Raw genomic sequence first — 15,165 nt, forward strand, 5'->3', positions numbered from 1 at the left:
GGAGGTAGGTGGCGCGCGTCGCCGGCGGTTCGGACGCAGGTGGCACGCAGGCACCGGCTCGGTATCCGCGCGCGCCCTACCTCCCGACGCGTGAGAGCGCGACCCTCCTACCGCCCACGCGGGTCACCGCCCACGTGCCGGGTCCCGCGACGAGCAACCCCTGCTCGCTGCTGGTCAGTCGCGGTCGCCGTTCCCGTTCCCGTTCCCGTTGCCGTTCCCGTTGCCGCGGGGTGCGGGCTGCTGCTCGGTGTCGCGCCGCGTGGTCGTCGGGGCGTCGGCGCGGTCGTCGTCGTTGCCGCCGCCCGTGCTGCGCGCGGCCTGGCGCCGCGGCGGCGGGTCGAAGCGCTCGGGGCTCAGGTAGTCCTGGATCGTCCCCATGGCGTCCTTCCACATCGGACCCGACAGCGAGGAGCCGCCGGCCTGGGAGAAGCTCACGGGCGCGCCCTTGAGCGTGACGCCGACGAGGCTCGCCGGGTTGTCCTTGCTGTTGACGCCCGCGATCATCGACGCGGCGGCCAGCTCGGGCGTGTAGCCGACGTACCAGACGGCCTGGCTGCTGTTCGTGGTGCCGGTCTTGGCCGCGGAGTCGATGCCGAGCCCGGTGCCGTTCTGGAAGCCGAAGCCGCCGGGCTGCTGGAGGCCTCGCAGGATGTCGTTGACCTGCGCCGCGACGTCCTTGCTCATGACCCGCTCGCACTGCTCGGGGTACTTCTTGAGCGACTCGCCGTTGGCGTCGAGGACCTCGTTGACCGGGCGCGGGGCGCAGTACTCGCCGCCGGACGCAGCCGCGGCGTAGGCGGCGGCCATGTCGAGGGTGCTGACCGACGTGACACCGAGGGTGAAGGACGGGACCTGGTTCGTCTCCGGCACCGTGATGCCCATCGACTCGGCCGCCTTGACCGTGTTGCAGAGGCCGGCGTCCTTCTCGAGCTGGGCGAAGTAGGTGTTCACCGACCGCCGGAGTCCCGTCACCATGTTGAAGGTGCCGGAGCCGGTGGAGTTCTTGACGTCCCAGGTTCCGGTGCCGCGTCCCTCGCAGTCGTAGTAGGTCCCGGTGGGGATCTTCATCGTCTGGGGCGACCGGTACGACTTGGACGGAGGGATGCCGTCCTTCAGGGCCGCGATCGCGGTGAAGTACTTGAACGTCGAGCCGGCCTGGAAGCCGCCGGACTGGCCGTACTTGGCCGGCACGGAGAAGTTGAGGTAGGTCTGCCCGGCCTTCTTGTCGCGGCCCATCGGCTTGGACTGCGCGATGCCGCGCACGTTGCCGGTGCCGGGCTCGACGAGCGCGAGGGAGCCGATGGCCTTGTCCTTCGCGCCGACGCGGTTCTTGACGGCCTTGTTGATGGCCTTCTGCATGCGCACGTCGATGTTGGACTTGATGGTGAGCCCGCCGCGCTCGAGGCGTGCCTGACGCTCCTGGACGGTGGCGCCGAGCGCCTCCTCGTCGAGCAGGTACTGGCGGATGTAGTCGCAGGAGAACGCGGCGACGGACTCCACGCAGCCGTTCGGGAAGCGCGTGAGCTTGAGGTCGAGCGGCGAGGCGATCAGCTCGTCGGCCTGGGACTGGGTGATCTTGCCCTGGGTGGCGAGGACCTGCAGCACGGTGTTGCGTCGCTGGAGGGCGCGCTCGGGGTAGACCCGCGGGTTGAACTCCTCGGGGTTCTTCACGAGGCCCGCGAGCGTGGCGGCCTGCTTGACCGTCAGCTGGTCGGGGGAGACCGAGAAGTAGTGGTACGCGGCGGCGTTGATGCCGTAGGCGCTGTCGCCGAAGTACGCGATGTTCAGGTAGCGCTCGAGGATCTCCTTCTTGGTGTGGGACTCCTCGTAGTTGATCGCCAGCTTCAGCTCGCGCACCTTGCGGGCCGTGGACTTGGCGGTGGCCGCGCGGATCTGCTCCTTCGTGGTGGCCTGCTGCACCAGCGTCAGCTTGACCAGCTGCTGGGTGATCGTCGATCCGCCCTGGGTCTGGCCGTCCGACGCGTTGTTGACCAGGGCGCGCAGCGTGCCCTTGAGGTCGAGGGCGCCGTGCTCGTAGAACCGGTTGTCCTCGATGGAGATGATCGCGTTCTGCATCGTGCCCGCGATCTGGTCGAGCGGGACGTCCTGGCGGTTCTCCTCGTAGAAGTACGCCAGGAGGGTGCCGTCGGACGCGTAGAGGCGGGTGGTCTGCGGGTTGGGCACGTCGTCGAGCTCCAGTGGCAGCTCGACCACGTCGCGCGTGACGTCGTTGGCGGTGGCCGCCACGAACGCCGTGCCCGGGATGACCACGGCGGCCACGAGGACGCCCGCCGCGACGGCGAGCACGATCATGGTCCCCACGAGCGAGGCGCGGCTCGAGGTGGGGGGCGGCGTCTGGGCGATCCGCCGGACGTTGTCGGTGAGGTCGTCCCAAGGCATGTGGCCCAGGATACGGAACGTTCCTGAGGATCGCGGGACGCGACGTCGAGGGCGCCGTGGTCCCGGAAGGTCCTGGATTCGACAGGACCATAGTCCCTTAGGACTACTCATAGTTGGGCACGATGGGGTCTGCCACCCGAACCTGAACGCTCTTAGCGTTCTCTTTGTTAGAGAAACCTTGTCGGCCTCGGGGCCGACTCTCGGGAGGTTGATCACCATGGGGTGGAACCAGAACTGGGCCGGCCAGGCCGCGTGCCGTGGCAAGTCCGACGCACTGTTCGTCAAGGGCGCTGAGCAGAACCGCGCCAAGCAGGTCTGCGGCGGTTGCTCCGTCCGGGCCGAGTGCCTCGCGGAGGCGCTCGACAACCGGATCGAGTGGGGCGTCTGGGGCGGCATGACCGAGCGCGAGCGTCGTGCGCTGCTGCGTCGTCGGCCGAACGTGGCCACGTGGCGCAGCATCCTGCAGCAGACCGCCTGAGCACGGCCGTCTGAGCAGTACCGTCAGCTCGTAGCCGTCCGGCGTCCGAGCCTCGGCCCGGACGGGTGCGTCACCGCCCGGCGATGAGCTCGCCGATGCGTCGCAGGCCGTCGAGGTCGTGCACGTCGGTGGGGAGCGCGGCCACGGGCACCGTGGGCACCCTCGGGTGGCTGCCGGTGAACCGACGCTGCACCTTCTCCTCGCGCGCTGCGACCCGCTCGCGGTCGGCGTGCACGTCGAGCAGCTCGGCCACGGCCTCGTCGTAGGCGCCGGTCCCGGACTCGCGGAGTCGACCGGCCCCGCTCTCGGCGTCGGCCGCGGTCAGGCCGCCGGGCGCGCGCTCGTGCACCCGGTTGACGACCAGCCCGGCCAGCGGCATGTCCTCCTGGGCGAGCCGCTCCACGAAGTAGGCCGCCTCGCGCATCGCGTCCGGCTCGGGTGCGGCGACGACGAGGAACGCCGTGCCGTCGGCCTGCAGGAGCGAGTAGGTGGCCTCGGCGCGCTGGCGGAAGCCGCCGAACAGGGTGTCGAAGGCGGCCACGAACGTCTGCACGTCCGTGAGCACCTGGGCGCCGAGCACCTTGTTCAACGCGCTCGTGACGATGCCGAAGCCCGCGCTCAGCAGCCGTGCCGGACCCTTGGCGGGCGCGAGCAGCAGCTTGATGAACCGTCCGTCGAGCAGGCTCGACAGCCGCTCGGGGGCGTCCAGGAAGTCCAGCGCCGACCGCGACGGGGGCGTGTCGACGACGATCAGGTCCCAGTCGGGCACCTCGGGGTCGTCGCTCGCTGCGGCGTGCAGCTGGCCGAGCTTCTCCATGGCCATGTACTCCTGCGTGCCCGCGAACGAGCTCGACAGCGCCACGTAGAAGGGGTTGGTCAGGATCTGCTGCGCCTTCTCGGCGGTGGCGTGCGCCTCGACGACCTCGTCGAAGGTCCGCTTCATGTCGAGCATCATGGCGTCGAGCGACCCACCGGCCGACGTGTCGACGTCGGCGACGGGTCGCGGGGTGTTGTCGAGCTCGGTGAGCCCCATCGCCTGCGCGAGCCGCCGGGCGGGATCGATCGTCAGCACGCACACCCGCCTGCCCTGCTCGGCCGCGCGCAGCGCGAGCGCCGCCGACGTGGTGGTCTTGCCCACGCCGCCGGACCCGCAGCACACGATGATCTGGACGGTGCGGTCCGCCAGCATCGCGTCGACGTCGATGCGGCCCGCCGCCGACCCGGGTAGGCCGCGGGCCGGCTGACGCGAGCGACGCTTCGCTGCGCCGCCCTTGGCGGTGGAGGAGGAGCGCCCGCTCATGCCGTGCCGCCCTTCAGGTCGATCGAGTCGTCGAGGATCCGGGCCAGCTCGAAGAGCGCGCCGTGGTCGACACCGTCGCCGAGCAGCGGAAGCTCGACGAGCGGACGCCCGCAGTCGCCGATGACCTCGCGCTGCTCCTCCTGGAGCTGCTGCCTCTCGACGTGCGCCCGCCCCTGGGCGAGGAGCGGTCCTGCGGCGTCGCCGGGCAGGGCCGCCGACTCCAGCGCCGCCGCGGCGGCTGCGTCGTCGAGGCTCCCCGACGCGAGCGCCTCGCGCGTGGGGGCGGTGATCAGCTCGGGGCGCACCAGGTTGAGCAGCACGTGCCCCACGGGCAGCCGGGCGCCCTGCAGCTCGGCGATGCCGTCGATCGTCTCCTGCACCGGCATCTCCTCGAGCACCGTCACGAGGTGCACGTGCGTCGACCGGGCGCGCATGAGCTGCATGATCGAGTCGGCCTGGCGCTTGATCGGCCCGACCTTGGCCAGGCCGGCCACCTCGCTGTTCACGTTGAGGAACCGGGTGATGCGGCCGGTGGGAGGTGCGTCCATGACGATCGCGTCGTAGCGGTCCGAGCCCTGCCGGCGGGCGGTCTCGTAGACCTTGCCCGTGAGCAGCACGTCGCGGACGCCGGGGGCGATGGTGGTCGCGAAGTCGATGATGCCGAACTTGTCGAGCGCCTTGCCGGCCCGGCCGAGCCGGTAGAACATCTGCAGGTACTCCAGCAGCGCGGCCTCGGGGTCGATCGCGAGCGCGTAGACCTCGCCGCCGTCGAGGCCGGACGCGATCTTGCGCTCCTCGTACGGCAGGGGCGCCACGTCGAAGAGCTGGGCGATGCCCTGGCGTCCCTCGACCTCGCACAGCAGCACGCGCCGCCCACGGCTGGCCAGGGCCGTGGCGAGGGCGGCGGCCACGGTGGTCTTGCCCGTCCCACCCTTGCCGGTGACGACGTGCAGCGGGGTCCAGACGGTCACGGGACGAGCCTACCGACGTCGTCGGAGGCGGCGAGCCGAATGGATCTCAGCGGCGCGAGGCGGGCCGGCGTGCGGTGCCGGTGCGACCGGTGGTCGTGGAGCCGCGCTTCGTCGTCGTGCGGGGTGCGGGCCTCGCGGCGCTCCGCGTGGCCGCAGCGGCGCGGGGCTTCGGCTGCGGCTTGGCGGCGCGGGTGGTCGCCGTCCGTCCGGACGGTGGGCGCCGGGTGGAGGTCGTGGCGGTGGTGCGCTTGGTCCCCGAGCGCGCGGCGGTCGTCCGTGCCCGTGCCCGTGCCCGTGCCCGTGGCGGCGGCGGCGGGCTGACGAGGTGCACGACCACGTCGCGCAGGGCCAGCACCAGGTAGACCGCGGCGGCCACCGCGAGGAACCACGCCACCGGGTTGGCCAGCAGGAAGGTCGTGTCGGTGCCGGCCGGCGTGAGCGGCGGGAGCTCGGTGAGCTCGTCGCCGGTCAGCGAGAACACCTGCAGCAGGAACGGGACGATCTTGGCCACGCCGACGACGACGGCCGACACCACGAGGGCGCGGCCGATCCGTGTCGTGGGGAAGATCGACATGGTGTGACCTTTCCACGCGACCGGGTCTCCTGTCCTGGAAACGAGAAGGATGTGAGGGCCGCCGCTCGCCCCCTCCCGAGAACGGCGCCGTCGCACCCGGACCGGTCGCGGCTAGAGTCGGGCGCATGACGCAGTGGGAGTACTTGACGGCACCGGTGCTGGTGCACGCGACCAAGCAGATCCTCGACAACTTCGGCCGGGACGGGTGGGAGCTCGTGCAGATCGTGCCGGGCATGAACCCCGAGAACCTGGTGGCCTACTTCAAGCGACCGGTCCAGTCGTGAGCGACGGCATCGAGCGGCGGATCGCCGACCTCGGGCTCACGCTGCCCGAGGTGGTGCCGCCGCTCGCTGCCTACGTCCCGGCGGTGCGGTCCGGGCAGCACGTGTTCACCGCCGGTCAGCTGCCGCTGGTCGACGGCGAGCTCGTCGCCAAGGGCAAGGTCGGTGGCGAGGTGTCGGCCGAGGAGGCACAGGACTGCGCGCGCCAGTGCGCCCTCAATGCGCTCGCCGCCGTGAAGTCCGTCGTCGGCTCGCTCGACGACGTCGTGCGGATCGTGAAGGTCACGGTGTTCGTGTCCAGCACGCCCGACTTCACGGGGCAGCCGGTCGTGGCCAACGGCGCGAGCGAGCTGCTCGGCGACGTGTTCGGCGAGGCCGGCGTGCACGCACGCAGCGCGGTGGGCGTGCCGGTGCTGCCGATCGACGCACCGGTGGAGGTCGAGCTCGTGGTCGAGGTCGGCTGACCGTGCGGGTGCCCATGCCGGCGTCGTTCCGTGACCGCGTGGCGACGTGGGACGGCACGGCCGCGCCGACGCGCGACGCCGCGACCATCGCGTTGCTGAGGCCCAGTGCCGGTGGTCCCGAGACCTACCTCCTGCGGCGCCAGGCGTCGATGGCCTTCGCGCCGGGCATGTACGTCTTTCCCGGCGGTGGGCTCCAGGAGTCCGACCGCGAGGTCGTCGGCTGGGCGGGGCCGACGTCGAGCCAGTGGGGCGACCGGCTGGGGTGCGACCCCGACACGGCGCGGGCGCTGGTGGTGGCCGCGGTGCGCGAGACCTTCGAGGAGTCCGGGATCCTGTTCGCCGGCACCGACGCCGGGTCGGTCGTGGCCGACACGTCCTCCCCGGAGCTGCAGAAGGCCCGGCTCGACCTCGACGCCGGCGAGCTGAGCTTCGGCGACTTCCTGGGCAGCCGAGGTCTGGTGCTCCGCTCGGACCTGCTCGGCGCGTGGGCGCACTGGATCACCCCGGCCTTCGAGCCACGTCGGTACGACACCCGGTTCTTCGTCGCGGCCGTCCCGCGGGGGCAGAGCGTGGGCACCTTGCCCGGTGAGGCCGACCGCGCGGTGTGGGCCCCGATCGCGTCGGTCCTCGAGAAGGTCAAGGCGGGGGAGGCGGCCATGCTGCCGCCGACCTGGATCACCTGCCGCGAGCTGGTGCGGGTCGACCCCGCCGGCGTCGTGGACGAGGCCGCGTCGCGCGAGATCCGGCCCATCGAGCCGAAGCTGGTGAACGTCGACGGGGAGTGGTTCCTCGACAACCCGATCGAGGAGGAGACCCATGGTTGACGCTGTGACGGTGACCGAGCGTGCGTCGGTCGTGCGGGCCGACAACCCCGGCATCATGACGCTCGAGGGCACCAACACGTGGATCCTGCGGGAGCCCGGCGCCGCCCGGTCGGTCGTCGTCGACCCCGGCCCCGACGACGCAGCCCACCTCGACGCCGTGCTCGAGGTCGCCGGCGAGGTGGCCCTCGTCCTGTACACGCACCACCACGGCGACCACACCGATGCCTTCGCCGCGTTCGGCGAGCGGACCGGGGCGCCGGCGCGTGCGGTGTCGGAGCGGTTCTGCTCGGACGCGCCGCCCCTCGTCGACGGCGAGGAGATCGACGTCGACGGCCTGCGCCTGGAGGTGGTGCTGACGCCGGGCCACACCCGCGACTCCGCCTGCCTGCGCCTGCTCGACGAGCCGTCGGTGCTCACCGGTGACACGGTCCTGGGGCGCGGCACCACCGTGGTGGCCCACCCCGACGGCGCCCTCGGGCCCTACCTCGACTCCCTCGCCAAGCTGCGCCAGCTGGTCGAGGAGGGCACCGCCGGTCGCCTCCTGCCCGGCCACGGACCTGTCGTGGACGACGCCGCCGCGGTGCTCGACCAGTACGTCGACCACCGGCAGGAACGCCTGGACCAGGTGCGCGCCGCGGTCAAGGCCGGTCGCACGACCCCGCGCGCCGTCGTCGAGCACGTCTACGCCGACGTCGACCCCGTCCTGTGGGACGCCGCCGAGCTCAGCGTCCGCGCCCAGCTGGAGTACCTGCAGGAGGCCTGACCCGTCCCTCCGTCTCGGACACTTCCGGGTGACTCAGCAGGTCGCGAACGCCCCGGACGTGTCCGGGACGGGAGCACGTCGTCGGCCGGGGAGGCATGCGAACGGGGCACCTCCCGGGTGGGAGGTGCCCCGTTCGACGGGCGAGGTGCGTCAGCGGCGCGACTTCGCGGCGCGGGCGCGCTCGGAGGCGTTCAGGATCACCTTGCGGATGCGCACGTGGGTAGGGGTGACCTCCACGCACTCGTCCTCACGGCAGAACTCCAGGCACTGCTCGAGCGACAGGCGCTTCGGCGGGATGACCTTCTCGAAGTTGTCCGACGTCGCCGAGCGGATGTTGGTCTGCTTCTTCTCCTTGGTGATGTTGACGTCCATGTCGTCGTCACGGGAGTTCTCGCCGACGATCATGCCCTCGTAGACCTCGGTGGCGGGCTCGACGAACAGCACGCCGCGCTCCTGCAGGTTGGTCATCGCGAACGAGGTGACCGCACCGGCCCGGTCGGCCACGAGCGAACCCGACGGGCGGGTCGAGATCTCGCCGAACCAGGGCTCGTAGCCCTCGGAGATGTGGTGCGCGATGCCGGTGCCGCGGGTGTCGGTGAGGAACTCCGTGCGGAAGCCGATCAGGCCGCGGGCGGGGACCAGGAACTCCATGCGGACCCAGCCGGTGCCGTGGTTGATCATCTGCTCCATGCGGCCCTTGCGGACGGCCAGCAGCTGCGTGATGGTGCCGAGGTACTCCTCGGGCGCGTCGATGGTCAGGCGCTCGACGGGCTCGTGCAGCTTGCCGTCGATCTCCTTGGTGACCACCTGCGGCTTGCCGACGGTCAGCTCGTAGCCCTCGCGCCGCATCTGCTCGACGAGGATCGCGAGGGCCAGCTCGCCACGACCCTGCACCTCCCACGCGTCGGGGCGGTCGGTGGGCAGCACGCGGATCGACACGTTGCCGATGAGCTCGGCGTCGAGACGGTCCTTGACGAGGCGGGCCGTGACCTTCGTGCCCTTCTCGCGGCCGGCGAGCGGCGACTGGTTGGTGCCGATCGTCATGGAGATGGCCGGCTCGTCGACGTGGATCAGCGGCAGGGCGACCGGGTTCTCCGGGTCGGCCAGCGTCTCGCCGATGTTGATGCTCGCCATGCCGGCGATGGCGACGATGTCGCCCGGACCGGCGGACTCGCCGGGCTTGCGCTCGAGCGCCTCGGTGATGAGCAGCTCGGTGACCTTGACCCGCTCGACCGAGCCGTCGCGCTTCATCCACGCGACCTGCTGGCCCTTCTTGAGCGTGCCCTCCTTGACGCGGACCAGCGCGAGGCGGCCGAGGAAGGGCGAGGAGTCGAGGTTCGTGACGTGCGCCTGCAGCGGCGCGCCCTCGGTGTACTCGGGGGCCGGCACGGCGTCCATGATCGTCTGGAACAGCGGGACCAGGTTCTCGTTGTCGGGCAGGCCGCCGTCGTCGGGCTTGTTCAGCGAGGCACGACCGGCGCGGGCCGACGCGTAGACGACGGGGAAGTCGAGGGCGTCGTCACCGGCGTCCTCGGGCAGCAGGTCGAGGAACAGCTCGTAGGTCTCGTCGACGACCTCGGCGATGCGCGAGTCGGGACGGTCGACCTTGTTGACCACGAGGATGACCGGCATCTTCGCGGCGAGCGCCTTGCGCAGCACGAAGCGCGTCTGGGGCAGTGGGCCCTCGGACGCGTCGACGAGCAGGACCACGGCGTCGACCATGGACAGGCCGCGCTCGACCTCACCACCGAAGTCGGCGTGGCCGGGGGTGTCGATGATGTTGATCGTCACGCCGCCCTCGGGAGCACCGGGGCCCGCGTAGCGGACGGCGGTGTTCTTCGCGAGGATCGTGATGCCCTTCTCGCGCTCGAGGTCGCCGGAGTCCATGACCCGGTCGGTGACCTCCTGGTGGTCGGTGTAGGCACCCTGCTGCTGGAGCATGGCGTCGACGAGGGTGGTCTTGCCGTGGTCGACGTGGGCGACGATCGCGACGTTGCGCAGATCGAGACGGGTGGACATGCAGGGAGTTCCTCGCGCTGGATGACAGGGGAGCCGGGGCCGGCTGAGGCCGGAGGGCCCCCAGAAGTCTAGTCGGCCGGTGGACGTGCTCCTGCCACATGGCGGCACCAGCGTCGAAACTAGATGCAGATCACAATCATCGCGTGATCACAATGGTTGCATGTGCGTTAGCATCTTTCGGTGACCATCGAACGCGGAGCGGTGCACGAGCGCCTGGAGGCGTTCGTCCAGAGACTCATGAGCTGTGTGCACTCCGAGGGCCTCGACCAGCTCGTCGAGCTCGACCTCTCCATGACGCAGGCGCGAGCGATGTTCACCGTCGCCCACGCCGACCGCCCCCTCGCGATCAACGAGATCGCGACCGCCATCGGTCTCTCGGTGGCTGCCTCAGGTCGCACCGTCGACCAGCTCGTCAGGCTCGGCGCCCTCGAGCGCCACGAGAGTCCGGAGGACCGTCGGGTGAAGCTCGTGGGCCTCACCAAGCACGGCTTCGACTTCGTGGACGAGCAGATGGAGCACAAGCGTCGGGCCCTGCGCGTCGTCGCGGACCGGCTCGACCCCCAGCACGCCGAAGACCTGCACAGGGTCCTCGGCCAGATCCTCGCGAGCGACGCCTTGCGACTGCCAGAGAAGGAAGACCATGTCTGACCAGACCGCCGTCGGTGCGGCACCCTCCATCCCGGACGACGACCGCATCACCCCGGACATCCTGAAGATCGCCGGTGTCGTCGTCCTCGGCGCCATCATGTCGATCCTCGACATCACCGTCGTGAACGTGGCCCTGCCGACGTTCCAGGAGGCGTTCGACGTCTCCGAGCTGTCCACCGTCGCGTGGTCGGTGACCGGCTACACGCTGGCGCTCGCCGCGGTCATCCCGCTCACGGGCTGGGCGGCCGACCGCTTCGGAACCAAGCGCCTCTACATGGCCGCGATCGGCCTGTTCACCATCGGCTCGGTGCTGTGCGCCACGGCCTGGAGCATCGAGTCGCTCGTGGCCTTCCGCGTCCTCCAGGGCCTCGGCGGCGGCATGCTGATGCCGCTGGGCATGACGATCATGACCCGGGCCGCCGGCCCGCACCGCATGGGGCGCCTCATGGCCATCCTGGGCATCCCGATGCTCCTCGGCCCGATCATGGGTCCGATCCTCGGCGGCTGGCTCATCGAGATCGCCTCGTGGCACTGGATCTTCCTGATCAACCTGCCCCTCGGCCTCGCGGCGCTCGTCTACGCGCAGATCATCCTGCCGAAGGACGAGGCCGAGCCGAGCGAGTCGTTCGACTTCATCGGGATGCTGCTGATGTCCCCGGGCCTCGCGCTCTTCCTGTTCGGTGTCTCCTCGATCCCCGAGACCGGCACCGTGGAGTCGACCCGGGTGCTCGTGCCTGCGATCGTCGGCGCCCTGTTGATCATCGGTTTCGTCTTCTGGGCCTTCCGGCCGAAGCACCCGCTGCTCGACCTGCGGCTGTTCAAGGACCGCAACCTCGCGGTCTCGACGATCACCATGTTCCTGTTCGTCGGTGCGTTCTTCGGTGCGCTGCTGCTGGTGCCGACCTACTTCCAGCAGGTTCGTGGCGAGAGCGTCCTCAAGGCCGGCCTCCTCGTGGCGCCGCAGGGACTGGGCGCCATGCTGACCATGCCGATCGCCGGCACCCTGGTCGACAGGATGCCGATCGGCCGGATCGTGCCGTTCGGCTTCGTCGGCATCATCGTCGGTGTCGTGGGACTCGCGACGAGCACGGATCCGAACACCCCGCTGTGGCACATCATGGGCTGGTTGTTCGTCATGGGCCTCGGCATGGGTGGCACGATGATGCCGATCTTCACCTCCGCGCTCAAGACGCTCAAGGCGCACGACGTGGCCCGCGGCTCCACGCTCATCAACGTGGTGCAGCAGGTGGCCAGCTCCATCGGCGTCGCCATCATGACGGTGCTGCTGACCAACGGGTTCAAGGACTCCGCCGCGGTCACGGCCGGCCAGGCGATCGGCGAGGCCGAGCGGACCGGCACCCCACCGCCGCAGGAGGCCCTGGAGGTCGCCCAACGGCTCGGCGACGGGTTCCAGGCCACCGTCCTGCAGGACATGGCCGACGCGTTCCACAGCACCTACCTCGTGGCGCTCGCGCTCATCGTCGTGGCGCTCGTGCCGGTCGCGTTCATGCCGCGCAAGCGCGAGGAGTCCAAGCTCCTCGCCGACGAGGACCGGCCTCCGGTCGTCGTGCACTGACACCCGCCGCATGCGCAGCGACCCCCGACACCTCGAGGTGTCGGGGGTCGCTGCGTGTCGGGGGTCGCAGCTCTCAGGAGGTCCGGTGCACCTTGTGCTGCGACGCCTGCGCGATCGGCTTGACGACCACGAGGTCGACGTTCACGTGCTGCGGTCGGGTGGCGATCCACGCCACCACGTCGGCCACGTCGTCGGCCGTGAGCGGCTCGTCGACACCGGCGTACACGGCCTCCGCCCGCTCGGCGTCGCCGTCGAACCGCGTGAGCGCGAACTCCTCGGTGCGCACCATCCCGGGGGCGACCTCGCACACGCGCACGGGACGGCCCAGGAGCTCGAGGCGGAGCGTCTCGGTCATCACCGCGACCCCGTGCTTGGCCGCCGTGTACCCGCCGCCGCCCTCGTAGGCGATGCGCCCGGCGGTGGACCCGACGTTGAGGATGGTGCCGGCGCCGCTGGCCTCGAGCGCGGGGAGCAGGGCCCGGGTGACCTGCAGGGTGCCGATCACGTTGATCTCGTACATGCGCCGCCAGTCGTCGGCGTCGGCGTGCTCCACGGGGTCCAGGCCCAGGGCGCCACCGGCGTTGTTGACGAGCAGGCTCACCGCGGGACCCGCGGCCTCGGCGAGCGCTCGCACCTGCTCGGCATCGGTCACGTCGCAGGGCACGGCGATGCCGTCGATCTCGGCGGCGAGGGCCTGGATGCGATCGGCGCGGCGCGCGGCGCAGACGACGCGGTAGCCCGCGGCTGCGAGGTGCCGTGCGCTCGCGGCGCCGATGCCGCTGCTGGCGCCGGTGACGACGGCGACGGGACGGCCAACCTGCTGGGACGGGGCGGGACTCTGCTCGACCATGACGCCATCGTCGCACCGGTGTCGACGGCGACGGCGCGCCCCTCTCGCTGCGGAGGTGGGCGGGGAGCGTCAAGATGGTCCGGTGACGACCTCCCGCCGACCCCGCCGCGTGGCCATGCTCTCGGCGCACACGTCGCCCCTGGAGCAGCCGGGCAGCGGCGACGCCGGCGGGATGAACGTCTACGTGCTCGAGCTGGCCCGTCGCCTCGCCCGGCGCGGCGTCGAGGTCGAGGTGTTCACGCGGGCCACGTCGCGACACCTCCCGCCCGTGGTCGAGGCCGCGCCCGGTGTGGTGGTGCGGCACGTGACGGCCGGACCGTTCGAGGGACTCACCAAGGACGACCTGCCCAGCCAGCTGTGCGGCTTCGTGCGCGACGTCCTGCGGGCCGAGGTCGTGGCCGGCCCCGACCACTTCGACCTCGTCCACAGCCACTACTGGCTGTCCGGCCAGGTCGGGACGGTCGCGGCCGAGCGATGGGACGTGCCGCTCGTGCACACGATGCACACGATGGCGAAGGTCAAGAACGCCCACCTCGCCGAGGGCGACCGGGCCGAGCCGATCGGCCGCGTCGCGGGCGAGGAGGAGATCGTGCGCATCGCGGACCGGCTGGTGGCCAACACGCAGGAGGAGCGGCGCGAGCTCGTCGACCTGTACGGTGCCGCGCCGGACCGGGTCGACGTCGTCCATCCCGGGGTCGACCTCGAGGTGTTCCGCAGCGGGCGCCGCGACGAGTCCCGCACGCTTCTCGGCCTTCCCGACGGCGCCGCGGTGCTGCTCTTCGCCGGCCGCATCCAGCCGTTGAAGGCTCCCGACGTGGTGCTGCGCGCGGCTGCCGTCATGATCGATCGCGACCCGGCGCTGCGGGAGCGGCTCCAGGTGGTGGTCGTCGGCGGTGCCTCGGGCAGCGGGCTGGATCGTCCGACCTCTCTCGTCGAGCTGGCAGACGACCTCGGGATCGCCGACGTCGTCCGGCTGGAGCCGGCGGTCACCCAGGCGGAGCTGGCCGGCTGGTACGCCGCCGCCGACGTGGTCTGCGTGCCGTCCTACAACGAGTCGTTCGGGCTCGTCGCGATCGAGGCCCAGGCCTGCGGCACCCCGGTCGTCGCCGCGCGCGTCGGGGGTCTGTCGACGGCGGTCGCCGACGGCGTGAGCGGTGTGCTGGTCGACGGCCACGACCCGCAGGACTACGCCGACGCGCTGCACCCGCTGCTCACCGACCGGGCGCATCGCGACGCCCTGGGCCAGAAGGCGGTGGCCCACGCGACGGGCTTCGGCTGGGACGCGACCGTCGACCGCGTGCTGGAGGTCTACGCCCGGGCCTTCGACGAGCGGGCCGGCGACAACGGGACGACGAAGGACGCGTGAGGACATGAGCGACGACCTGACGACCGACCAGCGCCAGGCGCTCGAGGTGATCCTCGACGCGGTGGCCTCGGCCGGGCTCGACCACGTGCGGCACGGCCTCACCGTGGTCGAGGTCGACCTGCCGGGGGAGCGCAAGCTCAAGACCACGACGCGCCTCGACGTCGGCCGGCACACGCTGGGCGTGCACGCCTTCGTCGCGCGCAACCCCGACGAGAACCACGAGGGCGTCTACCGCTGGCTGCTCGAGCGCAACCTCAAGCTGTACGGCGTCGCGTTCGCCATCGACTCCGCGGGCGACGTCTACCTCGACGGCCGGCTGCCGCTGCACTCGGTCACGGCCGACGAGGTCGACCGTCTCCTCGGCGCCGTGCTCTCGGCGTCGGACGACTCGTTCAACACGATCCTCGAGCTCGGCTTCGCCTCGTCCATCCGCAAGGAGTGGGCGTGGCGCGAGTCCCGAGGCGAGTCGACGGCCAACCTGGCCGCCTTCGAGCACCTGCGCCCGAAGGACTGACGGGCGGTTCGTCGGGCGGCGTCGGTCGGGTGGGCCCTCGCTTGCTGCTGCGTCGTTCGGCCGGGCCTTCGCCTGCTGCTGCGGCGGTCGATCGGGCTCTCGCTCGCTGCCGCGTCGCTGTGGCTGAGAGTCGCGGT

15 protein-coding genes are annotated in these 15,165 nt (G+C 71.3%); 9 read left to right on the top strand and 6 right to left on the bottom strand.

Annotation, left to right across the window (positions count from 1 at the left end):
* Positions 1 to 174 precede the first annotated feature (174 nt).
* Positions 175 to 2,400: a transglycosylase domain-containing protein gene (locus ASF37_RS07575; protein ID WP_056579751.1), complete on the bottom strand. Its 2,226-nt coding sequence runs from the start codon at positions 2,398 to 2,400 to the stop codon at positions 175 to 177.
* Between the two features lie 217 nt (positions 2,401 to 2,617).
* Between ASF37_RS07575 and ASF37_RS07580 the strand changes: the two genes are divergently transcribed.
* Positions 2,618 to 2,878, top strand: coding sequence for a WhiB family transcriptional regulator (locus ASF37_RS07580; RefSeq protein ID WP_055963184.1), 261 nt, complete (start codon positions 2,618 to 2,620; stop codon positions 2,876 to 2,878).
* A gap of 70 nt (positions 2,879 to 2,948) precedes the next feature.
* Here the strand turns inward: ASF37_RS07580 and ASF37_RS07585 are convergent, their stop codons facing one another.
* From ASF37_RS07585 to ASF37_RS07595, 3 genes are read right to left on the bottom strand one after another with little or no spacing between them, the layout of a single operon-like run.
* A complete protein-coding gene (locus ASF37_RS07585) occupies positions 2,949 to 4,178 on the bottom strand; it encodes an ArsA family ATPase (RefSeq protein WP_082480344.1) in 1,230 nt (409 codons plus the stop codon).
* On the bottom strand, positions 4,175 to 5,149 hold the full coding sequence (locus ASF37_RS07590; protein ID WP_056556373.1) for an ArsA-related P-loop ATPase: 975 nt from the start codon (positions 5,147 to 5,149) through the stop codon (positions 4,175 to 4,177). Before ASF37_RS07590 ends, ASF37_RS07585 begins: the two co-directional genes overlap by 4 nt.
* Before the next feature lie 46 nt (positions 5,150 to 5,195).
* Complete coding sequence (locus ASF37_RS07595; RefSeq protein WP_056579753.1) at positions 5,196 to 5,723, bottom strand: hypothetical protein; 528 nt, start codon at positions 5,721 to 5,723, stop codon at positions 5,196 to 5,198.
* A gap of 125 nt (positions 5,724 to 5,848) precedes the next feature.
* Here ASF37_RS07595 and ASF37_RS17135 point away from each other — a divergent pair, with 125 nt between their 5' ends.
* The 4 genes from ASF37_RS17135 to ASF37_RS07610 are packed head-to-tail and all read left to right on the top strand — an operon-like array spanning position 5,849 to position 8,055.
* Positions 5,849 to 6,007, top strand: a complete 159-nt coding sequence (locus ASF37_RS17135; protein ID WP_144433633.1) for a DUF4177 domain-containing protein — start codon at positions 5,849 to 5,851, stop codon at positions 6,005 to 6,007.
* Positions 6,004 to 6,468, top strand: a complete 465-nt coding sequence (locus ASF37_RS07600) for a RidA family protein (RefSeq protein WP_055963192.1) — start codon at positions 6,004 to 6,006, stop codon at positions 6,466 to 6,468. The genes ASF37_RS17135 and ASF37_RS07600 overlap by 4 nt, the downstream gene beginning before the upstream one ends.
* Before the next feature lie 38 nt (positions 6,469 to 6,506).
* On the top strand, positions 6,507 to 7,292 hold the full coding sequence (locus tag ASF37_RS07605) for an NUDIX hydrolase (RefSeq protein ID WP_156364876.1): 786 nt from the start codon (positions 6,507 to 6,509) through the stop codon (positions 7,290 to 7,292).
* Positions 7,285 to 8,055: an MBL fold metallo-hydrolase gene (locus ASF37_RS07610; RefSeq protein ID WP_056579755.1), complete on the top strand. Its 771-nt coding sequence runs from the start codon at positions 7,285 to 7,287 to the stop codon at positions 8,053 to 8,055. The genes ASF37_RS07605 and ASF37_RS07610 overlap by 8 nt, the downstream gene beginning before the upstream one ends.
* Before the next feature lie 150 nt (positions 8,056 to 8,205).
* Here the strand turns inward: ASF37_RS07610 and typA are convergent, their stop codons facing one another.
* The gene (typA, locus tag ASF37_RS07615) at positions 8,206 to 10,074 is read right to left on the bottom strand and encodes a translational GTPase TypA (protein ID WP_055963196.1); all 1,869 of its coding nucleotides are present in this window, start codon (positions 10,072 to 10,074) and stop codon (positions 8,206 to 8,208) included.
* A 180-nt stretch (positions 10,075 to 10,254) separates the two neighbouring features.
* Here typA and ASF37_RS07620 point away from each other — a divergent pair, with 180 nt between their 5' ends.
* The gene (locus ASF37_RS07620; protein ID WP_056579757.1) at positions 10,255 to 10,722 is read left to right on the top strand and encodes a MarR family winged helix-turn-helix transcriptional regulator; all 468 of its coding nucleotides are present in this window, start codon (positions 10,255 to 10,257) and stop codon (positions 10,720 to 10,722) included.
* A complete protein-coding gene (locus ASF37_RS07625) occupies positions 10,715 to 12,298 on the top strand; it encodes a DHA2 family efflux MFS transporter permease subunit (protein WP_055963204.1) in 1,584 nt (527 codons plus the stop codon). Before ASF37_RS07620 ends, ASF37_RS07625 begins: the two co-directional genes overlap by 8 nt.
* Before the next feature lie 73 nt (positions 12,299 to 12,371).
* Here the strand turns inward: ASF37_RS07625 and ASF37_RS07630 are convergent, their stop codons facing one another.
* A complete protein-coding gene (locus ASF37_RS07630) occupies positions 12,372 to 13,148 on the bottom strand; it encodes an SDR family NAD(P)-dependent oxidoreductase (protein WP_056579759.1) in 777 nt (258 codons plus the stop codon).
* Between the two features lie 115 nt (positions 13,149 to 13,263).
* Here ASF37_RS07630 and mshA point away from each other — a divergent pair, with 115 nt between their 5' ends.
* Positions 13,264 to 14,514, top strand: coding sequence for a D-inositol-3-phosphate glycosyltransferase (gene mshA / locus ASF37_RS07635; protein ID WP_056580522.1), 1,251 nt, complete (start codon positions 13,264 to 13,266; stop codon positions 14,512 to 14,514).
* Positions 14,515 to 14,518: 4 nt separating this feature from the next.
* Positions 14,519 to 15,028: a YbjN domain-containing protein gene (locus tag ASF37_RS07640; RefSeq protein ID WP_082480340.1), complete on the top strand. Its 510-nt coding sequence runs from the start codon at positions 14,519 to 14,521 to the stop codon at positions 15,026 to 15,028.
* Positions 15,029 to 15,165: the final 137 nt, after the last annotated feature.

The organism is Aeromicrobium sp. Leaf289 (genome assembly GCF_001423335.1).
Classification (GTDB): Bacteria; Actinomycetota; Actinomycetes; order Propionibacteriales; family Nocardioidaceae; genus Aeromicrobium.